The sequence below is a fragment of the Rhodococcus sp. Leaf233 genome, assembly GCF_001426165.1.
GTDB classification, from domain to species: domain Bacteria; phylum Actinomycetota; class Actinomycetes; order Mycobacteriales; family Mycobacteriaceae; genus Rhodococcoides; species Rhodococcoides fascians.
The window spans coordinates 62,180-85,965 of record NZ_LMRO01000011.1; the positions used below are offsets into that span (position 1 = coordinate 62,180).

General features: G+C 64.3%; 22 protein-coding genes. 19 read left to right on the top strand and 3 right to left on the bottom strand.

What is annotated here, in order from left to right:
• The first annotated feature begins 21 nt into the window (after nucleotides 1–21).
• The gene (locus ASH04_RS18465; protein WP_032375640.1) at nucleotides 22–1,407 is read left to right on the top strand and encodes a cystathionine beta-synthase; all 1,386 of its coding nucleotides are present in this window, start codon (nucleotides 22–24) and stop codon (nucleotides 1,405–1,407) included.
• Between the two features lie 60 nt (nucleotides 1,408–1,467).
• Here the strand turns inward: ASH04_RS18465 and ASH04_RS18470 are convergent, their stop codons facing one another.
• Nucleotides 1,468–2,640: an acyl-CoA dehydrogenase family protein gene (locus ASH04_RS18470; RefSeq protein WP_057474213.1), complete on the bottom strand. Its 1,173-nt coding sequence runs from the start codon at nucleotides 2,638–2,640 to the stop codon at nucleotides 1,468–1,470.
• Between the two features lie 81 nt (nucleotides 2,641–2,721).
• Here ASH04_RS18470 and ASH04_RS18475 point away from each other — a divergent pair, with 81 nt between their 5' ends.
• From ASH04_RS18475 to ASH04_RS18530, 12 genes are all read left to right on the top strand, one after another.
• Nucleotides 2,722–3,894, top strand: a complete 1,173-nt coding sequence (locus ASH04_RS18475) for a cystathionine gamma-synthase (protein ID WP_032365667.1) — start codon at nucleotides 2,722–2,724, stop codon at nucleotides 3,892–3,894.
• Entirely contained in the window at nucleotides 3,891–4,661 is a 771-nt protein-coding gene (locus tag ASH04_RS18480) for a glutamate racemase (protein ID WP_032365666.1), read from the top strand. Before ASH04_RS18475 ends, ASH04_RS18480 begins: the two co-directional genes overlap by 4 nt.
• 84 nt (nucleotides 4,662–4,745) lie before the next feature.
• Nucleotides 4,746–5,978, top strand: coding sequence for an MFS transporter (locus ASH04_RS18485; RefSeq protein ID WP_032365665.1), 1,233 nt, complete (start codon nucleotides 4,746–4,748; stop codon nucleotides 5,976–5,978).
• 198 nt (nucleotides 5,979–6,176) lie between these two features.
• Complete coding sequence (gene mdo, locus ASH04_RS18490) at nucleotides 6,177–7,448, top strand: NDMA-dependent methanol dehydrogenase (RefSeq protein ID WP_027496261.1); 1,272 nt, start codon at nucleotides 6,177–6,179, stop codon at nucleotides 7,446–7,448.
• Between the two features lie 82 nt (nucleotides 7,449–7,530).
• Nucleotides 7,531–8,568: a MadB family AAA-type ATPase gene (locus tag ASH04_RS18495; RefSeq protein ID WP_057474214.1), complete on the top strand. Its 1,038-nt coding sequence runs from the start codon at nucleotides 7,531–7,533 to the stop codon at nucleotides 8,566–8,568.
• Nucleotides 8,565–10,082, top strand: coding sequence for a MadC family VWA domain-containing protein (gene madC / locus ASH04_RS18500; RefSeq protein WP_057474215.1), 1,518 nt, complete (start codon nucleotides 8,565–8,567; stop codon nucleotides 10,080–10,082). Before ASH04_RS18495 ends, madC begins: the two co-directional genes overlap by 4 nt.
• Nucleotides 10,083–10,268: 186 nt before the next feature.
• The gene (locus tag ASH04_RS18505) at nucleotides 10,269–11,456 is read left to right on the top strand and encodes an iron-containing alcohol dehydrogenase (protein ID WP_027496264.1); all 1,188 of its coding nucleotides are present in this window, start codon (nucleotides 10,269–10,271) and stop codon (nucleotides 11,454–11,456) included.
• Nucleotides 11,453–12,805, top strand: coding sequence for a MadS family sensor histidine kinase (locus ASH04_RS18510; protein ID WP_057474216.1), 1,353 nt, complete (start codon nucleotides 11,453–11,455; stop codon nucleotides 12,803–12,805). Before ASH04_RS18505 ends, ASH04_RS18510 begins: the two co-directional genes overlap by 4 nt.
• Nucleotides 12,802–13,482 carry a MadR family response regulator transcription factor gene (locus tag ASH04_RS18515; protein ID WP_057474217.1) on the top strand — a complete coding sequence of 227 codons (681 nt, stop codon included), beginning with the start codon at nucleotides 12,802–12,804 and terminating at the stop codon, nucleotides 13,480–13,482. The genes ASH04_RS18510 and ASH04_RS18515 overlap by 4 nt, the downstream gene beginning before the upstream one ends.
• Before the next feature lie 119 nt (nucleotides 13,483–13,601).
• Nucleotides 13,602–15,782 (top strand): molybdopterin-containing oxidoreductase family protein, encoded by a 2,181-nt coding sequence (locus ASH04_RS18520; RefSeq protein WP_082519325.1) that lies wholly within the window; start codon nucleotides 13,602–13,604, stop codon nucleotides 15,780–15,782.
• A gap of 37 nt (nucleotides 15,783–15,819) precedes the next feature.
• Complete coding sequence (gene fdxA / locus ASH04_RS18525; protein ID WP_032373914.1) at nucleotides 15,820–16,134, top strand: ferredoxin; 315 nt, start codon at nucleotides 15,820–15,822, stop codon at nucleotides 16,132–16,134.
• A complete protein-coding gene (locus tag ASH04_RS18530) occupies nucleotides 16,131–17,120 on the top strand; it encodes an NAD(P)/FAD-dependent oxidoreductase (RefSeq protein ID WP_072692113.1) in 990 nt (329 codons plus the stop codon). The genes fdxA and ASH04_RS18530 overlap by 4 nt, the downstream gene beginning before the upstream one ends.
• Before the next feature lie 24 nt (nucleotides 17,121–17,144).
• Here the strand turns inward: ASH04_RS18530 and ASH04_RS18535 are convergent, their stop codons facing one another.
• A complete protein-coding gene (locus ASH04_RS18535; RefSeq protein ID WP_080732023.1) occupies nucleotides 17,145–18,197 on the bottom strand; it encodes a helix-turn-helix domain-containing protein in 1,053 nt (350 codons plus the stop codon).
• A gap of 217 nt (nucleotides 18,198–18,414) precedes the next feature.
• On the opposite strand from ASH04_RS18535, the gene moaA reads away from it, so the two are divergent.
• From moaA to ASH04_RS27580, 3 genes are read left to right on the top strand one after another with little or no spacing between them, the layout of a single operon-like run.
• Nucleotides 18,415–19,473 carry a GTP 3',8-cyclase MoaA gene (moaA, locus tag ASH04_RS18540; RefSeq protein ID WP_057474218.1) on the top strand — a complete coding sequence of 353 codons (1,059 nt, stop codon included), beginning with the start codon at nucleotides 18,415–18,417 and terminating at the stop codon, nucleotides 19,471–19,473.
• Nucleotides 19,470–20,720 (top strand): molybdopterin molybdotransferase MoeA, encoded by a 1,251-nt coding sequence (locus tag ASH04_RS18545; RefSeq protein WP_082519326.1) that lies wholly within the window; start codon nucleotides 19,470–19,472, stop codon nucleotides 20,718–20,720. The genes moaA and ASH04_RS18545 overlap by 4 nt, the downstream gene beginning before the upstream one ends.
• A complete protein-coding gene (locus tag ASH04_RS27580; protein ID WP_442971205.1) occupies nucleotides 20,683–20,982 on the top strand; it encodes an HNH endonuclease signature motif containing protein in 300 nt (99 codons plus the stop codon). The genes ASH04_RS18545 and ASH04_RS27580 overlap by 38 nt, the downstream gene beginning before the upstream one ends.
• 38 nt (nucleotides 20,983–21,020) lie before the next feature.
• Here the strand turns inward: ASH04_RS27580 and mftM are convergent, their stop codons facing one another.
• Nucleotides 21,021–21,848: a mycofactocin oligosaccharide methyltransferase MftM gene (gene mftM, locus ASH04_RS18555; protein WP_057474221.1), complete on the bottom strand. Its 828-nt coding sequence runs from the start codon at nucleotides 21,846–21,848 to the stop codon at nucleotides 21,021–21,023.
• Between the two features lie 277 nt (nucleotides 21,849–22,125).
• On the opposite strand from mftM, the gene mftA reads away from it, so the two are divergent.
• Genes mftA through mftC form a run of 3 tightly spaced genes read left to right on the top strand, consistent with a single transcriptional unit; the run spans nucleotide 22,126 to nucleotide 23,783 of the window.
• On the top strand, nucleotides 22,126–22,239 hold the full coding sequence (gene mftA, locus ASH04_RS26250) for a mycofactocin precursor MftA (RefSeq protein ID WP_069973092.1): 114 nt from the start codon (nucleotides 22,126–22,128) through the stop codon (nucleotides 22,237–22,239).
• Nucleotides 22,240–22,241: 2 nt separating this feature from the next.
• Entirely contained in the window at nucleotides 22,242–22,526 is a 285-nt protein-coding gene (gene mftB / locus ASH04_RS18565; protein WP_032368354.1) for a mycofactocin biosynthesis chaperone MftB, read from the top strand.
• Nucleotides 22,527–22,559: 33 nt separating this feature from the next.
• Nucleotides 22,560–23,783, top strand: a complete 1,224-nt coding sequence (gene mftC / locus ASH04_RS18570; protein WP_027496274.1) for a mycofactocin radical SAM maturase — start codon at nucleotides 22,560–22,562, stop codon at nucleotides 23,781–23,783.
• The last annotated feature ends 3 nt before the right edge of the window (nucleotides 23,784–23,786 follow it).

The window sequence follows — 23,786 nt, forward strand, 5'->3', positions numbered from 1 at the left end:
TGCATCTGGGAAGATGGAGCAATGCGCATCGCACAGCACATCACCGAACTCATCGGCAACACCCCGTTGGTGAAGTTGTCCTCCGTCATCGGCGACGGCGCCGGCACGGTCGCAGCCAAGATCGAGTACCTCAACCCGGGTGGTTCGTCGAAGGACCGCATCGCCGTCAAGATGATCGACGCTGCCGAGGCCTCGGGCGAGTTGAAGCCCGGCGGCACCATCGTCGAGCCCACGTCCGGTAACACCGGCGTCGGCCTCGCGCTCGTTGCTCAGCAGCGTGGCTACAAGTGTGTGTTCGTGTGCCCCGACAAGGTCGGTGAGGACAAGCGCAACGTGCTGCGTGCCTACGGTGCCGAGGTCGTCGTCTGCCCCACGGCCGTCGCGCCCGAAGACCCCAACAGCTACTACAGCGTCTCCGACCGACTCGTCCGCGAGATCGAGGGAGCGTGGAAGCCGAACCAGTACGCCAACCCGGCCGGCCCGGCCAGCCACTACGAGACCACCGGGCCCGAGATCTGGGCCGACACCGACGGCAAGATCACGCACTTCGTCGCAGGCGTCGGCACCGGCGGCACCATCTCCGGCACCGGCAAGTACCTCAAGGAGGTCTCCGGCGGCAAGGTCAAGGTCATCGGCGTCGACCCCGAGGGATCGGTGTACTCCGGTGGCACGGGACGTCCGTACCTGGTCGAGGGTGTCGGTGAGGACTTCTGGCCGACCGCCTACGACCCGTCCATCCCGGACGAGATCATCGCCGTGTCCGACAACGACTCGTTCGACATGACTCGTCGCCTCGCCCGCGAGGAAGGCCTGCTGGTCGGCGGCTCGTGCGGCATGGCTGCTGTCGCGGCCATTCAGGTTGCCGAACGCGAAGGCCCCGACGCGTTGGTCGTCGTATTGCTGCCCGACGGTGGCCGCGGCTACCTGGCGAAGATCTTCAACGACTCGTGGATGTCCTCGTACGGATTCCTGCGTTCGCGGTTGGACGGCACCACCGAGGAGACCTCGGTCGGCGCAGTGCTGCGTGGCAAGTCCGGTGCCCTGCCCGATCTGGTGCACACCCACCCGTCCGAGACCGTGCGCGACGCCATCGAGATCCTGCGCGAGTACGGCGTCTCGCAGATGCCCGTCGTCGGAGCCGAGCCGCCCGTCATGGCAGGCGAGGTTGCCGGCAGTGTCACCGAGCGCGATCTGCTCAGTGCGGTGTTCGAGGGGCGCGCAGCGTTGGCCGACCCCGTTGCCAAGCACATGAGCGCGCCGTTCCCGCTGATCGGTGCAGGCGAAACCGTCTCCGACGCCACCAAAGCGCTCGGCGAGTCCGATGCGCTGATGGTCGTCGAAGAGGGCAAGCCCGTCGGCGTCATCACCCGCCACGATCTGCTCGGATTCCTCAGTAAGGGTGCCTAGGCATGTGAGTGGAACTTCGTAGCAGGCTACGAGGTTCCGCTCACAAGCGGCGCAGCCGCCTTATCGGAAAGCGCTGGAGCCCGTCAGCGCCTGCCCGATCACGAGTTGATGGACCTCGGATGTGCCCTCGTAGGTGAGGACGGATTCGAGGTTGTTGGCATGCCGGAGTACGGGGTATTCCAACGTGATTCCGTTGGCGGCCAAAATGGTTCGGCATTCGCGTGCGATCTTGATGGCCTCGCGCACGTTGTTGAGCTTGCCGAGCGACACTCGCTCGCCCGGTAGCTCTCCCTTGTCCTTCAGCCGGCCCAGATGCAGCGCGAGCAGTTGACCCTTGCCGAGTTCGAGCGCCATGTTCGCGAGCTTGGCCTGGGTGAGCTGGTATCCGGCCAGCGGCTTGTCGAACACCGCGCGGGTCTTGGAGTACTCGACGGCCGACTCGATGCAGTCCCGAGCCGCCCCCATCGCGCCGAACACGATGCCGAAACGGGCCTCGTTGAGGCAGCTCAACGGTCCGCTCAGGCCGCGGGCCTCGGGCAGCATCGCGTCGGCAGGAAGCCGGACGTCGTCGAACACCAACTCGCCCGTGATCGACGCGCGCAGAGACAGCTTCTTCTTCACCGTGTTCGCGGTGAATCCGGGGGTGTCCGTGGGGACGACGAAACCCCTGACCTTGTCGTCGGTTTGAGCCCACACGACGGCGACGTCGGCGACCGGACCGTTGGTGATCCACATCTTGCTGCCGTTGAGAATCCAGTCGTCACCGTCGCGCTTGGCGCGGGTGAGCATGCCGCCGGGGTTGGACCCGAAGTCGGCCTCGGTGAGACCGAAGCAGCCGATGAGCGAACCCTCGGCCATCCCCGGAAGCCACTGCTGCTTCTGTTCCTCGGACCCGTACTTCCAGATCGCGAACATCGCCAGCGAGCCCTGCACCGAGACCAGTGAGCGGATGCCGGAATCGATGGCTTCGAGTTCGAGGCAGGCCAGCCCGTACGCCGTCGCCGATGTTCCGGCGCAGCCGTAGCCCTCGAGGTGCATGCCGAGCAGGCCGAGCGAGCCCAGCTCCCTGGCGAGTTCACGCGCGGGAACGGTGCCCTCGTCGAACCAGTCGGCGATGTGTGGTCGGATGCGTTCGTTGCCGAACTTGCGGACGGTGTCCCGGATCTGACGTTCTTCGTCGTCGAGGAGGGAATCGATCGCGAACAGTTCGTCGACGCTCTGGGAGTTGGCCACGGTGCCTCTTTCCGCTGGGGGTTGTCTTCGCAGGTTACCCACGCCCCTGCCGGGCGACGCAGGCCGATTAGTGTGGAGGCCATGAGTGAGCAGCGCAGCAAGGCAGACAACACCTCCTGGCAGGGCTTTTCCACGAAGGCGGTCCACGCGGGTTACGAGCCCGATCCACTGACCGGCGCGGTCAACGTGCCGATCTACGCCAGCTCCACCTTCGCGCAAGACGGGGTCGGCGGAATGCGTAGCGGATTCGAGTACGCGCGCACCGGCAACCCGACGCGTCGGCCGCTCGAGGCCAACCTCGCAGCCATCGAATCCGGTACCTACGGTCGCGCTTTCTCGTCGGGCATGGCCGCTACCGACTGCATGCTGCGGTCGGCGCTGCGTCCCGGTGACCACCTCGTCATTCCCAACGACGCCTACGGCGGCACGTACCGATTGATCGACAAGGTCTTCACCCAGTGGGGCATCGAGTACTCCGTGGCCGCGGTCTCGAACGTCGACGAGGTCCGCGCCGCGATGCGTCCGAACACCAAGCTGGTGTGGGTCGAGACGCCCACCAACCCGTTGCTCAACGTCGGTGACATCGAGGCGCTCGCGGGCGTCGCGCACGAGGGCGGGGCCAAGCTGGTCGTCGACAACACGTTCGCGTCTCCCTACCTGCAGCAGCCGTTGTCCCTCGGTGCCGACGTGGTGCTGCACTCGACGACCAAGTACATCGGTGGTCACTCCGACGTCGTCGGCGGCGCTCTGGTGACCGACAGCGAAGAACTCGATACCGCGTTCGCATTCCTGCAGAACGGTGCCGGGGGCGTTCCCGGACCGTTCGACGCATTCCTGACCTTGCGCGGCATCAAGACCCTCGCGTTGCGGATGGAACGGCACAGCGACAACGCGGAGAAGATCGTCGAATTCCTCGACGGGCATCCGGCCATCTCGCAGGTCATCTACCCCGGCCTCGAGTCGCACCCGTCTCACGCGGTGGCCGCGAAGCAGATGCGACGGTTCGGCGGCATGGTCTCCGTGCGGCTGGCCGGCGGCAAGCAGGCCGCTCTCGATTTCTGCGCGAAAACCGAGATCTTTACTCTCGCAGAGTCTTTGGGCGGCGTCGAGTCGCTCATCGAGCACCCCGGCGCGATGACGCACGCGTCGACTGCTGGTTCGCTGCTCGAGGTCCCGGACGACCTGGTGCGTCTGTCCGTCGGTATCGAGGACGGTGCCGATCTGGTGGGCGACGTCGAGCAAGCGCTGGCATGATCGTCGCACTGATCGACTCGGGGTTGGGAATGCTCCCGACGGCTGCTCGCCTGCGTGAGTCGCGTCCCGAGCTCGATCTGGTGCTGATGATGGATCCCGACAACGCTCCGTGGGGTCCAAAACCGGATGCGTGGGTGGTCGAGCGGGTGGTCGGTACCGCTCGGCATGCCGTCGAACTCGGAGCCGAGGTCGTGGTGCTGCCGTGCAACACGGCCAGCGTGACGGCGTTGAGCCAGGTGCGGGCTGCGCTCGGTGATTCGATCCCCGTGGTGGGGACGGTCCCGGCGATCAAACCCGCAGCGGCGGTCAGTGATCGGATCGCGATCTGGGCGACGGCGGCCACGACGGCAAGTGCGTACCAGGCCCGGTTGATCGACGAATTCGCCTCTCGTCGGACGGTGACCAGCGTGGCCTGCCACGGCCTGGCCGATTCGATCGATCGCGGAGACTCGACCGGAATACGTGCGGCCATCGACGCTGCGGTGGCGGCCACACCCGACGACGTCGAGTCCATCGTGTTGGGGTGCACCCACTACCCGTTGGTGCTGGACGAGATCGTCGCGCGTTTACCGAACGGTGTGACGATGTTCGACAGCGCGGCGGCCGTGGCCAATCAGACGGTGCGACGCGCGGACGAGGTCGGTTCGGCGCGGACCGGCACCGGATCGGTCTCGGTGTGGCTGAGCGGGATCGAAGGCGCACTGCCGGAGAGTGCACATCGTTACCGCGAGGCAGCGGTACTGCTCGACGGTGCGCGGGCCCGGTAGTTCCGCGCCGCCAGGGAATGCCCGGTGCGTTCGTGCGTTGTCCTTCACTGAGGTAACGGTCGTTGCGGTGGAGGAGATGAGCACATGGTCGGTGTCGACACGCGGGACGTTCAGGGCAGAGCAGCGGCGCGGATTCCGCATCGATACGCCTTCTGGGTGGTCGGCGTCGCCTTCATCGTCCTCATGGCGTCCTCCGCTGCACCGTCGCCGCTGTACCCGGTGTACCAGCAGTCGTGGGGGTTCAGCGCGATCACCCTCACGGTCGTTTTCGCCGTCTATGCGCTGGCGCTGCTGCTGACTCTCCTCACGGTAGGAAGTCTGTCGGACCACATCGGACGCAAACCGATCCTGGTCGCGTCACTGCTGCTGTTGATTGTCAGTCTGGTGTTGTTCATCGTCGCCGACAGTGTCCCGGTATTGATCGCTGCTCGCGTCGTTCAGGGGATCGCCGCAGGCGCGGCGACGGGTGCCATGAGTGCGGCCATCATCGATCTGCAGCCCACCGTGTCGACCGGCCCGCTGCTCAACAGCGTCGCCCCCTCCTTCGGTCTGGCGGCAGGCGCAATCGGGGCCGGGTTGTTGGTGCAGTTGGCGCCGGCACCCGAAATTCTCGTGTTCGCCCTGTTGATCGCCGCCGCGGCAGTACTGGCCGTGGCCCTGCTGTTCGTGCCGGAGACGTCGGCGATGCGCGGCTTCGATTCCCGACGTCACCTGGCGTCGACCCTGCTGCCGCGAGCCTCGCTGCCGAAGTCGGTGCGGGCACCGTTCGTGGTCATTGCTCCTGCCCTGTTCGCGACCTGGTCGCTCGGCGGGTTCCACCTCTCGCTGGGCCCGTCGATCATCGGCACCGTCTTCGGTATCGACAACCACATCGTGGGCGGCCTGGAGATCTTCTCGCTGTTCGCCTCGGGCTCGGTAGCAGCTGTCGTCGTGCGCAACGGGCTTCCTCGCACGGTGATGATGATCGGCGCGTCGGTGCTCGCAAGCGGCGTCGCGCTGACCTTGGTGTCGGTCGAAATCGGCTCGGTCGCGCTGTATTTCGTCGGCGCTGTCGTCGCAGGATCGGGCTGGGGAGCAACGTTTCTCGGTGCGATGCGCACGCTCGGTTCGTTGGTCCCCGCTGCGGAGCGAGGTGGCGTGTTCGCCACGACATTCGTCATCAGCTACCTCGCCTTCAGCCTGCCTGCGGTGATCGCCGGTCTCGCCGTGCACCGGCTCGGATTGAGCACCACGGTCGAGGTGTACGGGGCGTTCGTCATTGCTCTTGCGTTGATCTCGGTCGTCGGGTTCTCGGTTGTGCAGCGACGAAATCGATAGCGCAGCAATCACTCCTCGATCTCCCCTCCCGAGGACGGGCACCATGTACTGCCCAATCGGATAGTCCGGCAGCGGTGTTGGAACGGTTCTGCCCTGCAGGTGTTCCGATCTCCTCTCGGTGCGGCCATGGTGGTCATCAGTGAGACGCCGATCACACACCCCAGGCGTTTCCTGACCACACTCACCGAGGAGACACCGATGGCAATCGAGCTCAATCAGATCTGGGAATTCCCCATCAAGGAGTTTCACCCGCTGCCCCGCGCCAAGCTGGGGGTCGGCGCTCACGACATGATCGGCGTCGAGGCGAAGGAACTCGGATTCAAGCGTGCCCTGCTCGTCACCACCGGACTGCGCGGATCCGGGATCATCGAGGAACTGATCGGCAAGATCGAATACCAGGGCGTCGAGGTGGTTCTCTACGACAAGGTCGAGTCGAACCCCAAGGACTACAACGTCATGGACGGTGCCGCGCTCTACCAGAAGGAGAAGTGCGACAGCGTCATCTCCGTCGGTGGCGGATCCAGCCACGACGCGGCCAAGGGCATCCGCGTCGTCGTTGCCCACGACGGCCGCAACATCAACGAGTTCGAGGGATTCTCCAAGTCCACGAACAAGCAGAACCCACCGCATATCGCCGTATCGACCACCGCCGGAACGGGTTCGGAGACGTCCTGGGCGTACGTCATCACCGACACCTCGGACATGGAGAAGCCGCACAAGTGGCTCGCCTTCGACGAGGCGTCGACACCGACTCTGGCACTGGACGATCCGCTGCTCTACTACACCTGCCCCCAGCAGTGGACCGCGTTCTGTGGCTTCGACGTTCTGGCGCACGGTGCCGAGCCGTACGTGTCGCGTCTCGATTTCGCGCCGTCGCTGGGCAACGCGATCTACTCGATCGGCCTGGTGTCCAAGCACCTTCGCGAGGCCGTCTACGACCCGGGCAATCTGAAGGCTCGTGAGGGCATGATGAACGCCCAGTACATCGCCACGCAGGCGTTCAACTCCGGCGGACTCGGTGTCATCCACTCGATTTCCCACGCGATCAGTGCGTTCTACGACAGTGCTCACGGCCTCAACAACGCCATCGCTCTGCCGCGCGTGTGGGAGTACAACCTGCCCTCACGCTACGAGCGCTACGCGGAGATCGCCGTGGCCATGGGCGTCGACACGAAGAACATGACCACCGTCCAGGCGGCCGACGCGGCAGTCGAAGCCGCCATCAGGCTCGCGAAGGATGTCGGCATTCCCGACAACTTCGGGTCGATCCGTTCTGCGACGTACGACAAGAACCGGATGAACACCGGCAAGTACGCCGGTAAGGGCGACGTGATCAAGGGTGACGAGAAGTCGGTACTCAAGATCTCCGAGCACATCCAGGAAGACTGGTGCACCCCGGGAAACCCCCGCGAGGTCACCGTCGAGTCGATGATTCCGGTCGTCTCGCACGCGATCAACGAGTCGTACTGATGCTGCGCAGTGGTGCGGTTATGTGCCCCGGGCGGCGCATAACCGCACCACTGCGGCTCCGCCGCACTACGAAGGGAAACACATGACCTCGCTGTCGACAGTGCGTAGCGACGACACCGACACCGTTCGATTCACCGACGCTGCCGATCTGCGGAGGGCGCTCGCCGAGCAGGACTACATCGCCGACGACGACCTCGCCACCGTGGTGCATCTGGCGACAGCGCTCGATCGCCCGCTGCTGCTCGAAGGGCCGGCGGGTGTGGGAAAGACAGAGCTCGCCAAATCGCTTGCTGCGGCGAGCGGCCGCAAGCTGGTGCGCCTGCAGTGCTACGAGGGCCTCGACGACAACCGGGCCCTGTACGAGTGGGATTACGCCAAACAGCTTCTGCACGTGCAGATGCTGCGTGAACACATCGGTGCGCTGACGCAGCACGTCACCGACATCGACGACGCCTCGAAAATGCTTGCCGCCAAAGACTTCGGCCTGTATTCCGAGCCGTTCCTGTCGGTGCGTCCGCTGCTGGAATCGATCCTGTCCGAGGAGCCGGTGGTTCTTCTCGTCGACGAGGTCGACCGCACCGAGGAATCCATGGAGGCGCTGCTGCTCGAGGTGCTCGCCGAGAAGCAGGTGACCATCCCCGAGGTGGGCACCTTCACCGCACGAAGTGATCCGTGGGTCATTCTGACCTCCAACGACACTCGCGAGCTGTCCTCCGCCCTCAAACGCCGCTGCCTCCACTTTCATCTCGACTACCCCTCTGCCGAACGGGAACGGGAGATCGTCACCGCCCGCGCTCCGGAGGTACCCGATCGGGTCGCAGCCGACATCGTGGCGCTGGCAACCGAACTGCGGACGCTGCCGCTGCGCAAGAGCCCATCGATCTCGGAGGTCATCGACGCGGCTCGTATCGCGTCGGTCCTCGGCCACACGGAGGGCACCCGCAAGTATCTGCTCGCCGCGCTGGTCAAATACTCCTCGGACATGAAGATCGCGATGGCAGGCCCGGCGACGGAGACAGCCTCTGCAGCACCATCTCTCGGAGCCGTCGTCAACACGACCGCGACGGCGTTCCGGGGTCATGGTGGACGAGACAAGGGCGGCATCGGGATTCGACGATGACTGCGGTCGAGCCGTTCGCTCCGTCGGTGGTACTCGACGTGCTGTCGGCAGTGTTCGGCCGGACGCTGCGGCGGTTCGGAGTGGCGGCGTCGCCGGCCGAGGTCATCGAAGTCCGACGCGTGCTCGGGCTCCTGGGGGCACGTGACCTGACGGTTCTGCGCGCGGCGTTACGCGCCACGTGCGCGAAGTACGATCACGAACAGCAGGGATTCGATCTCGCGTTCGACTCGCTGTTCGCAGTCGGCTCGACCGCTGTTGTCCACGAACACACTTCGCCGGTCGGCGCGCAGGTGGCGGGCGGCCTCCCGACCGATCTCGACGTGGGAGCCGACCAGGAGGCCGCGAAGTACGCCGAATACAACGAGCGCGCTGTCGAGATCGGAGATCTGCTGGACGCCCCCGAGGCCGACAAGGGCTTCAACCCGCACAAGGACGACGACGACATCAGTCTGTCGTCGGAGGATCACGATCTGTCCATCGATACCGATGGCGACATGGGTCGACGGGGCGTGACCTACACCGTCGATCTGGAGCGTTCCGGTTCGACCGCGGCAGGGGAGTTGGCGTCGAGCACGAGCGGAGCGGTTGCCGGACAACTGAACTGGGAGGATCCCGCCAGTATCCTGGCATGGTTCGACGCCTACGATCCCAGTAGCGTGTACGGCGATGGCGGAGATTCCGGGCCGCTGAGCGCGGCGATGTTGGACAGGATCACCGATGCCGTCGAAGCCTTCGTCGCAGCTCTGGGTGAGTTGACCGGGACGATGTCGTCACCGGTGCCGGTCGACGGCGCAGGGCGGGGGATCGACAGCCATGCCGAGATCGAGCGCGCAAGTCACGAAGTGTTGCGGCACATGCGCGGGACTCCTCGGCCTCGGCCTCGCGAACACTCTCGGGGCCCGCTGGACATGCGTCGCACGGTTCGGTCGAGCCTGCGCACGGACGGCATTCCGTTTCGGTTGGTCACCAGGACACCGGTTCCGGACAAGGTTCGATTGTTGGTGCTGGCGGACGTCTCGTTGTCCGTTCGCCCGATCACCGCATTCACGCTCAGACTTGCCCAGGCGATGCACTCGCGTGCGCACCGCTGCACTGTGATGGGCTTCGTCGATTCTCCGGTGGACGTGACGACCACCTTGCTCGGAAGTACGGGCGACGGTGCTCTGGCTGCAGTACTCGCAGATGCGCGATTGGACCTCGAAGCGAGCAGCGATTACGGCAGAACCTTCGCGGACCTGCTGGACTCGCACGGAGACGTGTTGAACAAGCGCACTGCCGTGATCATCGTGGGGGACGGTCGGTGCAACGGACGGCCGCCCGGACTCGATGCGTTGGAGAAGATTCGGTCCAAGGTGCACCGCATCGCCTGGATCACTCCCGAAGCTCGTCGTTACTGGGCGCAGGCCGCGTGCTCGATGGAGGAGTACGAGCCATTCTGCGATCGAGTGGTGGTGGCACGAGACGGGGAACAGTTGGCGGCGCAGGCCGCCGATCTGGGGCATGCGCTGTCATGACCCGACCCGTCACACCGCTTACCTGCCCGATCGGGTAGGTAGGAACCTGGCCCGGTGCTGGTGGGAACGGACCGTCTGCGCTCGTAAGGTTGTAACCTGAATCACAGGTCCGGTTCGTGTTCGGATCGAAGGACAGCGAGGGTGTGAACGGTGGACCAGGCAGCTACTGCGAACGTAGGCAAGGCGCTGCACGATCTCGATACTCGGCGCAGCCGAGCCGAGACGCCACGTGTCCTCAAGTTCCATGCGCCCGAGATCGTGTTCGGTCCGGATTCGCTCGGCGAGGTAGCGCATGCGACGCGTCGTCTCGGAGGGGTACGGCCGATGCTCGTCACGGACGCCGGGTTGATCGAGAGTGGCTGGGCCGGCCAGCTCGTCGACCTCCTTCTCGCGCAGGGGCTGGAGCCCCAGGTCTGGAGCGCACTGACGCCCAATCCCAAGGACGTCGAGATCGAGGCCGGCCACGGTTACTACGCGGACTTCGGCTGCGACGTGTTGGTGGCGATCGGGGGAGGGTCGGTGATGGATGCGGCGAAAGGGATTGCCGTCCTCGCCGGCAACGGCGGTCGAATCCTCGACTACGAGGGGGTGGATCGGGCCACCCGGCCGATCCCGCCTCTGGTGATGGTGCCCACGACATCCGGCACCGGAGCCGACGTCTCGCAGTTCTGCATCGTCACCGATACCGCGCGCTCGACGAAGATCACCATTCTCGGCCGAGCCCTGGTACCGGACATCACGGTGATCGATCCGATGTTGCTCACCACGATGCCCGAATGGCTCAACGCCGCAACCGGTTTGGATGCTCTGACGCACGGGATAGAGGCGTTCGTGTCGTTGGGCCACAACCAGCTCACCGACCATCATGCGCTCCGAGCCATCACCATGGTGATGTCACAGTTGGCTCGCACCATCGATGAGCCGACCGACATGGTTGCACGAGGGTCGATGGCGCAGGCGAGTCTGGAGGCCGGCCTGGCATTCACGAACGCGATACTCGGTGCAACGCACGCGATGAGCCACCAGGTGGGCGGGCTGCTCGATCTCCCGCACGGGGTGATCAACGGTGTGCTGCTGCCACACGTCATTCGTTTCAACGCTGCCGAGGATCCGTTGCCGTACGTGGCCATCGCGACGAGTCTCGGGCTGCCCGAGGGCAGGGCCAGGCCGGAGGAGGCCGCCATGGCCGTGGCCGATCGAGTGGACCGCCTCGCTCGTCAGGTCGGTGTTCCCGCCGGCCTGGCCGAGATCGGCGTCAGCGAGTCCGATCTCGATGTGTTGGCCACCAACGCATTACGCGATGCGTGCATGTCCACCAACCCGCGCTCGGCCACGCACCGCGAGATGGTCGATCTGTTCAGGACCGCACTGTGACAACCGGACCCGACCTCTCGTTGCTGACGGGACTGCGTTCGGGCAAGAACACGTTCTACCCCCAGTATCGCGGCGCGGCAGAACGTTTGGAACGCGTTGTCTATGCGCTGGAACTGATTTCGCGAGCGCTGGTGCGCACGGTCGACGGTCCGGAAACGCTGGTGTGCGCTGTGGCCGAGGCGGCACGAGCCCATCTGAGTGCGCGTTGGGTCGTGTTCGCTCTCGCCGACGGGGCGTTCCCCGACGCCGGTCCTCGCCGATTGGTACTCGGACCCGACGCCACACCGTTTCTGGTCGACAACGTCGAAGGGCCGCCGTTGCCGGAAGACGTCGTCGACTGCCTCGAATCGATCCGACAGTCGACGTGCGGCGACGGGCTGACCCCGGTGATCGCCGCCCATCACGCTTTCGTGCCGATCGCATACGACGGGGGTGTCGTGGGCGCTTTTGCCGCATGGACCGGTGAGCAACGTGTGCTGGACGCCACCGACGCCGCGGTGCTCAGCATCCTGGCCAGCCAAACCGCGGTGGCCCTGCAGAATTCGGCTCTGTTCCAGAGCCGAAGACAACTCCTCGAGCGCACCGAGAATGCCTACGCCGAGGCGAATCGAACAGCGGCCGACCTCGCCGCCCGCAATGCCGAACTCCTGCTGACACAAAGACAATTGGGTGCCGCACATCGGCATCAGGTGCTCGACGACGAACGCCATCGCATCGCGCGCGAACTGCACGACAGCGTGACCCAGGCCGTGTTGTCGGCCGGTATGCAGATCGAGGTATGTCGCAGCGACATCTCGGCCGACGAGCGCAGTGACAGGCTGGATCTGGCCAAGGATCTGACGCGTCGGGCAGTGGATCAGCTGCGGTCGGCGATCTATGCGCTCAATCACCCTCAGGACGCCGACCGAACGTCGCTTCCCGAAATGCTCGAACAGCTTTCGGTGGTCCACATGCCCGACGAGTTGCAGGTCTCGCTGCGGGTGGAGGGAACTCCCGTCGAGTTGAGCAGCGAATGCGAGCATGCTTTGCTCCGCATCGCCGGAGAGGCGTTGTTCAACACTGCAGTGCACGGTCATGCATCCCGGGCCATTCTTCGCTTGAGTTATTCGCTCGATCAGGTACAGCTGTCGATTGCTGATGACGGTGACGGCGATCCGGCGCACTTGCGCATGATGCTGCACATGGCCGAGTCCACCGACGTCGACGGCCGCCACCGCGGGTTGGCGAACATGGCGGCGCGCGCCCGCGAACACGGCGGGGTCTTCGAGATCCGCCGTGCCCGCACCGGGGGCGTGCGAGTGGCAGTGCGTATACCGCTCGACCCGAATTCCACGAAGGGCACAGCATGAGCGTCACAGCGATACGAGACGGCTCGCCTCAGGCGGCGCCGCCCAGGGTTCGGATCGTCCTGGTCGACGACCACGCGATCCTGCGCGACGGGCTGCGTTCGGTACTCGAGCGTGAATCGGATCTGACGATCGTGGGGGAGGCGTCGACCCGAGAGGAGGGGTTGGCCGTCGTCGCTCGGGTCACACCCGACATCGTGCTGATGGACCTCAAGCTCTCTGCCAGCTCCGATTACGAGGGTCTCGCCCTGTGTGCGCAGTTGTCCAAGGCACACAACGGAATCGGTCTGCTCGTCCTGACGACGTTCCTCGACGATCGTCTGGTGGTGGAGGCCGTGCATGCCGGTGCCCGGGGATATGTGGTCAAGGACGTCGACACCACCGAGTTGGTTCGCGCGATCCGCGCGGTGTCGCGCGGTGAGAGTGCGTTCGATTCCCGGAGCGCGTCGGCCGTCGTTCGTTCTCTCAACGGCACACCGAGCAGCATCGAGCGGCTGACCGAGCGGGAGCTCGAAGTGCTCCGGCTACTGGCAACGGGTCTGTCCAACAACATGATCGGAACACGTCTGTTCATCTCGGCGACGACGGTGAAGTTTCACGTCAGCAACATCATGCGCAAACTCGCGGTGTCCCGCCGTGCCGAGGCCGTCTATGCCGCGAGTAAACAGGGATTGATCTGAGCGATGAGCCTTCGGGCACAGAGTGCAAAGTAGACGGCGCTCGGCGTCCTGTCGGGAGCGTCCTCGCGGTGCAGGCTACGGATAACACATACCAGTGATATCCACGCCGAGGAGCACCCATGACGACTGTTCAGGAAGATACGCGCTCACACGACGCCCCGGCCGACCGCCCGACGGAACTCACCGTTCTCGGAGCGTGTGCGCAGGACTGTCCGGATTCGTGCTCGATGGTGGTGACCGTCGAGGACGGGGTGGCGACGAGCGTCAGCGGGAGCAAGACCAACCCGTACACCAACGGCGGCCTCTGCGTGAAGGTGGACAACTATCTCGACAAGGTCTACAGCCCGGACCGAGTGCTGTACCCGCTCAAGCGGTCCGGGCCCAAGGGCTCGGGAGAGTTCGAGCGGATCTCGTGGGACGAGGCCGTGGCCACCATCGCAGAGAAATTCACCTCCATCGCCGAGGAATTCGGCCCCGAGGCGATCATGCCGTGCAATTACCTCGGCACCCAGGGCATTACGCAGGGTCTCAACGTCGGGGATGCATTCTTCAACCGACTCGGGGCGACGGTTGCCGAGCGCACCTACTGCGATGCCGGCTCGTGCACGGCCTACGCGATGACGGTGGGCGACACGGCAGGCGTCGACCCCGAGAGTTTCGTCCACTCCAAGTTCATTCTGATCTGGGCGGCGAACACCATGAGCACCAACCTGCACCTGTGGCCGTACATAGCCGAGGCGAAGAAACGCGGGGCCAAGGTGGTGGTGATCGATCCGATCAAGACCAGAACCGCCAAGGCCGCGAGCTGGTACATCCCCATTCGTCCGGGCACCGACGGCGCTCTCGCCCTGGCGATGATGCACGTGATCATCGACGAGGGATTGACCGACGCGGACTACATCGAACGCTTCACCATCGGTTTCGACGAATTGGCCGAGCGGGTGCAGCAGTACACCCCGCAATGGGCGTCCGAAGAGACGGGCATTCCCGTCGAAGACATCTACACGCTGGCAAGGGAATACGCACAGAGTCAGCCCTCCGTCATTCGGATCGGCGTCGCCATCGAGCGCAGTGCAGGTGGCGGGCAGAGCGTCCGAGCCATCTCCTGTCTACCGTCGTTGGTGGGGGCCTGGCGTAAGCCCGGCGGCGGCATCCTGCAGCTGCCGCTGTGGGCGTTTCCGGTGAACTGGCCCGAGTTTCTGCAGACGGATCTGCAGACTCCGGGTACACGCGTGATCAATCTGTATCAGCTGGGTGAGGCGCTGACCGGCGGGTTGAATCTGGACACGCCCCTCAAAGGACTGATGGTGTACAACTCGAATCCGGTGGTGGTGTGTCCCGATCAGAAGCGCATGATCGACGGGCTCAGCCGGGAGGATCTGTTCACCGTCGTCAGTGACCACTTCATTACCGACACAGCGGATTACGCCGATATCATTCTGCCCGCCACGACACAGCTGGAACAGGACGACATCAACTTCTCCTGGGGACACCTGTTCGTCACGTACAACAACCGGTCGATCGAGCCCCTCGGTGAGGCCGTCCCCAATACCGAGCTGTTTCGCCGATTGGCCGCCGCGATGGGCTTCACCGAACCGGTGTTCTCACGAACCGATGAGGAACTCCTCGCCCTCTCCTACGACTGGAATGCCCCGGCAATGGAGGGCATCACGATCGATTCATTGAAGAAGCTCGGGTGGCAGCGACTCAACCTTCCCGGCCCCGACGAGTACGCACCGCACGCAGAGGGCAATTTCCGGACGCCGTCCGGCAAAACGGAGTTTCTGTCCTCGGCGGCGGCGGGCGGCAACTTCGTGCTGCCGCTCTTCCGGCAGGGATCGAACGACCACCAGCCGGGACAACCGGTGGATCCGCTTCCGCACTACATCCCGCCGCGCGAGTCGTCGAGGACCAATCCCTTACTGGCAGAGAAGTATCCACTCAATCTGCTCACGCCCAAGTCACACGCGTACCTGAATTCGAGCTTCGGGAATCTCGACATGCACCGCAAAGTGCAGAAGGAGCCGACGCTGCTGGTCAACCCTGTCGACGGCGAACGGCGGGGAATCGCTTCGGGTGACGTGGTGCGAGTCTTCAACGATCGCGGCGAATTCACCGTCGTTGCCAAACTCGACAAGTCGGTCATGCAGGGTGTCACCGTCTGTGCGATGGGTGCATGGCGCAAGAACATGCTGTCGCTGTCGACCCCGGCGTCGCTCAATCCGACGGTGTTCGCCGACCTCGGGAACGCTCCGACCTTCTCCGACACCCTCGTCGAGGTCGCCGCGCTCGACGCCTGACAACTCTTTCTCCTACTACGAACAAGAGGATTTCGATATGGCCTACGTCGTGACCGAAGCGTGCATCGACCTGCTCGACAAGGCATGCACCGAGGAGTGCCCCGTCGACTGCATCTACGAGGGCGCTCGGATGATGTACATCAATCCCGACGAGTGCGTCGACTGCGGCAAGTGCATGCCCGCCTGTCCCAACGACGCCATCTTCTGGGAGCACAAGATCCCGGAGGAACAGAAGCAATTCGTCGACATCGCCGTCGAATTCTGTGAGGACGCAGGTGCTTCCGGTGGTGCGGAAGATCTCGGCCCGGTTGGGCACGACCATCCCTCGATCGACGAAGTGGCGAAGAAGTGAGTGCCGCAACGGTTTCCGAGAGTGATCTGATCATCGTCGGTGCCGGGCCTGCCGGACTGTACGGTGCGTACTACGCGGGTTTCAGGGGCATGACGGTCACCGTGATCGACGCTCTGCCCCATCCGGGCGGGCAATTGGCGGCCCTGTACCCCGAGAAGAAGATATTCGACGTCGCCGGGTTTCCGGCGATCAAGGCGCAACATCTGGTCGACGCATTGGTCGAACAGGCGGATCAGGCGAAGCCGACGTACCTGATGGGACACGTGGCGACCGAACTCGAGGAATCCGAGAACTTCGTGCGGGTCACGACGGACAAGGGCGAGACCGTCGTCGGCAAGGCCGTTCTCGTGGCCGCAGGTATCGGTAAGTTCACGCCGAGGCCATTGCCGGCCGGAGCCGAGTTCCACGACCGTGGCCTGCGGTATTTCGTGCCCAAACTCGATGATCTCGCCGGCGAACGGGTGATGATCGTCGGCGGCGGAGACTCGGCAGTCGACTGGGCGTTGAGCCTGGAGCCGATCGCGAAATCGGTGGTACTGGTGCACCGGCGCAACGACTTTCGGGCCCACGCTCACAGCCTCGGTTTGCTGGAGCGGTCCGGTGTCGATGTCCTCACGCCGTTCGAGGTGGAGGAAATCCTGGGCGTGGACTCCGTCGAATCGGTGACGATCGTCGACGGCACCGGAGTCGACCGTCGACAGCTCGAGGTATCGAGTGTTGTTGCCGCACTGGGGTTCAAGGCCGCACTCGGCCCCATCGCCACGTGGGGACTGGACAAGTACCAGCGCGATATCGCCGTCGGACGGACGATGCGCACCAGCCGAAGGCGAGTCTTCGCGGCGGGCGACGTCGCCGGACACGAAGACAAGGTCAAGTTGATCGCAGTCGGGTTCGCCGAGGCCGCGACAGCGGTGAATCACATCGCCCCGCTGGTCGACGGTTCGGCAGCGATCGTGCCCGGCCACTCGAGTGACTCGCTCCACTGACGAGAGACCCGTAGGAGCTCAGTTTCACCGACGAGGACCGTGAGCAGTGCCGACCTCGGGCTGCTCACGGTCGCTCGGCCACATCGGGCGAGTGACCGCTCGCGGGTCGTCGGACTGCGCGCACGCGGCCGCGCGGTACTGACGCGGGCTCATCCCGTACTGCTCGCGAAAGGCGCGGCTGAACACCGCGGAGTCCGCGAAACCCCATCGCCGACTGATCTGGCCGAGCGAGCGGTTCACCGCGACGCTGGCGATGATCTCGCGTCGGCAGCGCTCGAGCCGTTTGACCCGAATGCTGCGCGCCACCGTAGTGCCACTGGCCGCGAACAGACGGTGCAGTTGGCGGGTGGAGACGAGCATGGCCGACGCGACCGTGCTGGGCGACAGATCTGGGTCTGCGAGGTGTTCCTCGATATAGCGTTGCGCCGTCCGAACCAGGGCGGTGCCGGGGGAATCCAGCGCCGGGCTGGTGGTGGTGTTCCTTGCGATGACGCTGACCAGATCGCCGACCTCGTCTGCGATGGCCTGTGCGCCTGCGGTACCCAGTGTCGACCGGGTCGACCCCAGGTCGTGCAGAAATCGGCCGAGGAGGCCGCTGAAGCCGGCCGAGCCGTCGAATGCCATGGCCGTCAGGTCGCTGGATTCACGCTCGTCGAGTCGAAGCATGTGACGGGGCCAGGTGAAGACTTCGAGCTCCCATTGATCGTCGTCGGGGTGACCGTCGATGATCCAGTCGAAGGGACGAGACGTGTCGTAGATGGCGAAGTCGCCGCGGGAGAGCACGCATTCGCGTCCGTCCTGCACCACGATCGCGCGGCCTCGACGGATCATCCCGATCTGAACGTATTCGATTCGGTCCTTCTCGATGAGCGAGTCGGTTCGCGCGATGCGTTGAGTCGTCGATCGGACAGTCGACACCTGCAGGTGCGCCAGAGACATCGATCGGACGGCTCCCGTGAATCGACTGTCCGCCACGTCGGCCACGTCCAGGGCGACGAAGTGCTCGTTCAACATGTCGGACCAGTCGCCGCGGCTGGTCGTTCGAGTCGGAATGGAGAATCCGGATCGAGACAGCATGGGGACCCCTTGTCGTAGACGCTCACGGCGATGCAGGAGCTTTCTTCGAGATTAACCCGCAATGTTTCCGGTTGATTCACTGTTCGTAACTTTGCCGGAAAGTCGTGAGGCAGGGTCGTGCGCTGGTCGCTGCACGTCAACTACCGGGCGCGCGCGGTCAAGTGTGAGGCACTGCCGTCCGCGATTCTGGTGTTCGACCGAGTGAAAGGACTACTCCGTGGGTGATCCCGTTCGAGCAGTGCGCAGCCATCCGACCGACCTCGATTCGGGGACGGTGGACGCTCGGGGGCGGGCACTTCGGGATCTCCGTATCTCGGTCACCGACCGGTGCAACTTCCGCTGTGTCTACTGCATGCCTCGAGCCGAGTTCGGTCCCGATCACCGATTCCTCGACACCGGCAGGCTGCTGTCCTTCGACGAGATCGACAGAGTGGCGCGGGCCGCGGCGACGATCGGCATCCGAAAGATCCGTCTGACGGGCGGTGAACCGTTGCTGCGGGCCGGAATCGCCACGCTGATCGAACGATTGAGCGCCATCGACGGCGTCGATCTTGCGATGACCACGAACGGGTCGTTGCTCGCAGCCCAGGCCGCATCGTTGTACGCGGCCGGTCTGAAGCGGGTCACCGTCAGCCTGGATTCGATCGACTCGACGACGTTCGCGCGGATGAGCGACACGCGCGTACCCGTCCGGGCCGTGCTCGACGGTATCGACGCGGCAGTGTGCGGCGGGATGTCACCCGTCAAGGTGAATGTGGTGGTGCGACGGGACGTGAACGGTGATTCGATTCTCGACCTGGCCGAACGGTTCCGAGGGACCGGTATCGTCGTGCGGTTCATCGAGTACATGGATGTAGGGGCGACGAACCGGTGGGAAATGGCGCAGGTGACGGACGTCGACTCCATTGTCGACATCATCGGGGCAGCCCATCCGCTCGAGCGGATCGAGTCGATGTACGAAGGCGAGGTCGCGACGCGCTATCGGTATCGCGACGGGAGCGGAGAAATCGGGGTGATCGGTTCGGTGTCGAAACCGTTCTGCGGCAGCTGTACTCGGGCCAGGCTGTCGGCGGACGGGCAGGTGTACACGTGCCTGTTCGCTTCAGCGGGAACCGATCTGCGCGCGCTGCTGCGTTCGGGGGCATCGCAGGATGCTCTCGTGGCGCGGTTGTCGGCGCTCTGGAACAGCCGTGACGATCGATACTCCGAACTGCGAGCGGGATCGGGGGACACCCCGGCCGGCGAGCGGATCGAGATGTCCTACATCGGCGGATGAGGCGGACCGTAAACTCGGTTACCCGTTCGGTCGACGAACACCGTTGTGCCATAGCAGATCTCGGATTGGCAGCCCGAGTGCGGGCGGTACCCATCGGATCTGCGGTCGGCGCAGTTCTCGCCGAGGATGTCGTTGCCGAGCGCGTTCTGCCGGCGTTCGACAATTCTGCAGTCGACGGGTTCGCTGTGCGCCGTACCGATGTGATCGGTTCCCGACGACTGCCGGCCACACTGACCGTCTCGGCGCGTAGCGTTGCCGGACGGTCGAGTACCGAGCTGAGCGTGGCACCGGGTGAGTGCGTACAAATCATGACCGGTGCAGTACTTCCGCGAGGGGCCGATCTGGTGGTGCCTGTCGAACAGACCAGCGGATTCGTGACGTCGTTCGGTTCCGATACGGTGACCATCTGTTCGAGTGCTTCCAAGAGCAACATCCGCCGTCGTGGTTCGGATTTCGATGCCGGTGACGTGGCCATCAGGGCCGGTACGGTGCTGACTCCCGCTCAGGTCGGACTGCTTGCGGCACTCGGACGAACGCTTGTCAGGATCGGTTCGGCATTGACCGTGGCTGTGTTGTCCACCGGATCCGAAATCCGCTGTGCTGAAGAAACTCCGACGCTCGGCGAGTGTTTCGACGCCAACTCTCCGATGATCGCAGCCGATCTGCTGCGGTGTGGTGCCGATGTGCACCTCGAATCGGCGGTATCCGACGATGTGGAGGCGTGCAGAGCGGCCCTTGCTCGCTGCGCTGCGGTAGCCGACGTCATCATCACGACCGGTGGAATCAGCGCAGGAACCGAGGAGGTGGTCCGGCTTGCGCTGGCGGATCACGACGTCACCTTCGCCTCGGTTGCGGTCAGGCCGGGGAAACCGCAGGGCTGCGGACGATTCGATGGAATACCGATCATCTGCCTGCCCGGAAATCCGGTGAGTGCGCTGATCTCGTACGAACTGTTCGTCCGGCCGGTCGTGGCATCCGCTCTGCAGGATCCGGCGGCGGAGCGAACGGTGAGAACTGTGCGGGTCCGCGGCGACGTGACCTCGGCGTCAAGCACACCTCGGGTTCTGTTGGGATTCATCGACGGCGCGGATGCCAAGGTCACGCAGTCACATTCGATGAGAGCATTGGCAGCCGCGAACGGAATGGTCGTCGTTCCCCCATGCGACTCACTCCCACAGGCAACAGGGCAATATCCCGCGTGGACCTTCGATTCACGTACGGCATCGAGACCGGGCCGGTACGTATGACCGCCACTGCCGCTTCCCCGGCTGCCACCGACCCGCGGCACGCTGCCAAATCGACCACGTGATCCCGTTCGACCACGCCAATCCACTCGGCGGCTGGACCACCGTCAACAACTTCCAATGCCTCTGCGAATACCACCACAGCGTCAAAACCGCCGGCTACACATCCCCACCCAACCCAGACGATCCGGCATCATCGCCTAGCCCGACCCACCCGACTCCAGAACCGAGCGACGAGGAAGCCGACACAGCACCACCGTTCTAGTAGTCCCGCGGATCCCATGCCTGCAGTATCGAGACTGTTCAGACGAGTTGTGGTGCCGTCGTCTTGTCGATCACGAGCCAACCGCCGTGGTAAGTGGAGGTATCGAAGGGCTTTCCCGTCGATAATCCCAGCGCGGCCAGCGCCGTCTCGTCGAACGTGCGGATGTGTCCGTGGCAGACAGTGGTCTCGGTCTCGAACGGTACCGCGATGACGACGCGGCAGCGCGCCACCCGGAGTGCCTCCGCGACGATGGCAGAGCCCGTTTCGGCATCGACGTGTTCGAGCAGGTGCAGAGCGGTCACGGTATCGACACTGTTGTCGTCGAACGGGATTCGGGCTGCATCGAACACTGCCGTGTCGAGTCTCGCGCCGAGGTGCGGAGCGACAGTCGCGAGCAAATCCATGGTTCCCGCTGACTGGTCGGTCGCGGTGACCGAACAACCCTGCATTGCCAGCCGCAACGGGAAGAAGCCGAAGCACGAACCCAGATCGAGTACCGAACCGCGGACCGCCGCGGCGGCACGCTCGTGCACAGGAGCGAACTCTGCGCGACCGGAGAGGAGGTCATCCAACGAGTTTCGGTAGTACGTCGTCCATGCCTCGACCGGATCGGCGATAGTGGTGCGCACGATGCCGACCAGTACGTGCTCGAACTCGCTCTGGGACAGCCCGATGTGGCGCGCCTGTTCGGTGATGAGCGGAACGAGGCCTTCGCCGATCTCGCGCGCAGCGAGGCAGTGGTTCACCTGGACCGTCGATCCTGCACGCACGGCGTCGAATCGAAGCCCGGGAGTGTGCCGGACGACGACGTTCTCATGAGCCCACACCCCGTCGGGTCCGGGTGCCAATGCATCGATCTCGGTCATGTAAGTCTTCTTCTGTCGTTTCTGCTGTGACCCTCTGTTGAGGTGAGCTTTCCACAGCGAACCGCGGCAGAACTCGGATCGACTGCTGGTCGGTCCGCTCGGACGCCGCTCACCCCGCAGGCCGGACGGGCCGGTACCTACCCGACTGGACGGTTGATCGCGACGGCCGACCAGTTCCTGCGCCATGACCCGTCGGAAACCTCGACGGCCGTTAGCGTGGTGATCCTGAACACAGTCGATCGGATTGTGGCCGAACAGATTTCGTAGGAGGAATCAGATGTCGAAGAAGAGTGAGAACGCTGTGGTCGGTACGTCGGTCGTCGAGTCCGATCTGGTGGAGGAGTCGTTGGTGGAGGAAGTGTCGATCGACGGTATGTGCGGCGTGTACTGATCATGACCACTGCTGTGCAGGACGCGCTCGATCTGGATGTGCGGTGGGTATTGCATCCGCAGGTGGCGTTGCGTCCCGAATCGTTCGGGGCGCTGCTCTACCACTTCGGGACCCGCAAGCTGTCGTTTCTGAAGAACCGCACGATCGTGGCGATCATCGAGTCCCTTCCCGACCACCGGGATATGCGGTCGGCGATCGCGGCCGCAGGGATCAGCGATTCGGCATCGGCTCCCTACGTGAGAGCGCTCGAGACGTTGGCGGACTCGAACATGATCACTCGCCCGTAGAACCTGACCCATTCGTAGAAGAGGACGGCCCCTATGACTTCCACCCTCGAAAGACCAGCTCCGGTAGGGAAATTGGTCGATCAGTTCGAGCTCGGTCTCGATGCTCCGATTTGTTTGACGTGGGAGTTGACCTACGCCTGCAATCTGTCGTGTGTGCATTGTCTGTCGTCGTCGGGTCGTCGTGATCCGCGCGAACTGAGTACCGAGCAGTGCAAGTCGATTATCGACGAGCTGCAGAAGATGCAGGTGTTCTACGTCAACATCGGTGGCGGTGAGCCGACGGTCCGCAGCGATTTCTGGGAACTGGTCGACTATGCGACGGCGCATCAGGTGGGGGTGAAGTTCTCCACCAACGGGGTCAAGATCGACAAGAAGGTCGCAGCACGTCTCGCGGCCTCGGACTACGTCGATGTGCAGATCTCCATCGATGGCGCGACGGCGGAGGTCAACGACGCGGTGCGTGGTCCGGGGTCGTTCGATATGGCGTGCCGGGCGTTGGAGAATCTGAAGGAGGCCGGGTTCCGGGACGCGAAGATCTCGGTCGTCGTCACCCGGCACAACGTGAGTCAGCTCGACGACTTCAAGGCTTTGGCCGACAAATATGCTGCGACACTGCGCATCACACGACTGCGGCCGTCGGGTCGCGGCGCGGATGTCTGGGACGATCTGCATCCGACGGCCGGTCAGCAGCGCGAGCTCTACAACTGGCTCGTCGCCAACGGTGAAGGCGTGTTGACGGGCGATTCGTTCTTCCACCTCTCGGCGTTCGGTGACGCCCTGCCGGGGCTGAACCTGTGTGGTGCGGGGCGGGTGGTGTGCCTGATCGACCCGATCGGTGATGTGTATGCGTGCCCGTTCGCCATTCACGAGAACTTCCTCGCCGGCAATATCGTCCGAGACGCCAAGGACGGTATGGGCGGATTCCAATCGGTCTGGCAGACCTCGGAATTGTTCCAGGAGTTGCGCTCACCGCAGACCTCGGGCGCGTGCACCAAGTGTGCTCATTTCGACGCGTGCCGCGGCGGCTGCATGGCGGCGAAGTTCTTCACGGGTCTGCCGATGGACGGTCCGGATCCAGAATGCGTGATCGGTAACGGTGAGATGGCGTTGGCGGCTGCGGGGGAGATCCCGAAGTCGAGTGTCGATCATTCGCGCACCGGCCAGAGAAAGACTCCCCGTAAGTCGGTGCCGTTGACGTTGATGATGCGTCCACCGACGAAGATCTGCGACGAAAATCCGCTCGCAGGAATGGAATAGGGA

Bases quoted from the DNA above. Each gene is read 5' to 3' on its own strand.
- mftB (WP_032368354.1), top strand. From the start codon at position 22,242: ATGACCACTGCTGTGCAGGACGCGCTCGATCTGGATGTGCGGTGGGTA.
- mftA (WP_069973092.1), top strand. From the start codon at position 22,126: ATGTCGAAGAAGAGTGAGAACGCTGTGGTCGGTACGTCGGTCGTCGAG.
- ASH04_RS18475 (WP_032365667.1), top strand. From the start codon at position 2,722: ATGAGTGAGCAGCGCAGCAAGGCAGACAACACCTCCTGGCAGGGCTTT.
- ASH04_RS18515 (WP_057474217.1), top strand. From the start codon at position 12,802: ATGAGCGTCACAGCGATACGAGACGGCTCGCCTCAGGCGGCGCCGCCC.
- ASH04_RS18465 (WP_032375640.1), top strand. From the start codon at position 22: ATGCGCATCGCACAGCACATCACCGAACTCATCGGCAACACCCCGTTG.
- mftM (WP_057474221.1), bottom strand. From the start codon at position 21,848: ATGACCGAGATCGATGCATTGGCACCCGGACCCGACGGGGTGTGGGCT.
- ASH04_RS18545 (WP_082519326.1), top strand. From the start codon at position 19,470: ATGAGGCGGACCGTAAACTCGGTTACCCGTTCGGTCGACGAACACCGT.
- ASH04_RS18520 (WP_082519325.1), top strand. From the start codon at position 13,602: ATGACGACTGTTCAGGAAGATACGCGCTCACACGACGCCCCGGCCGAC.
- mftC (WP_027496274.1), top strand. From the start codon at position 22,560: ATGACTTCCACCCTCGAAAGACCAGCTCCGGTAGGGAAATTGGTCGAT.
- ASH04_RS18495 (WP_057474214.1), top strand. From the start codon at position 7,531: ATGACCTCGCTGTCGACAGTGCGTAGCGACGACACCGACACCGTTCGA.
- madC (WP_057474215.1), top strand. From the start codon at position 8,565: ATGACTGCGGTCGAGCCGTTCGCTCCGTCGGTGGTACTCGACGTGCTG.
- mdo (WP_027496261.1), top strand. From the start codon at position 6,177: ATGGCAATCGAGCTCAATCAGATCTGGGAATTCCCCATCAAGGAGTTT.
- fdxA (WP_032373914.1), top strand. From the start codon at position 15,820: ATGGCCTACGTCGTGACCGAAGCGTGCATCGACCTGCTCGACAAGGCA.
- ASH04_RS18480 (WP_032365666.1), top strand. From the start codon at position 3,891: ATGATCGTCGCACTGATCGACTCGGGGTTGGGAATGCTCCCGACGGCT.
- ASH04_RS18535 (WP_080732023.1), bottom strand. From the start codon at position 18,197: ATGCTGTCTCGATCCGGATTCTCCATTCCGACTCGAACGACCAGCCGC.
- ASH04_RS18485 (WP_032365665.1), top strand. From the start codon at position 4,746: ATGGTCGGTGTCGACACGCGGGACGTTCAGGGCAGAGCAGCGGCGCGG.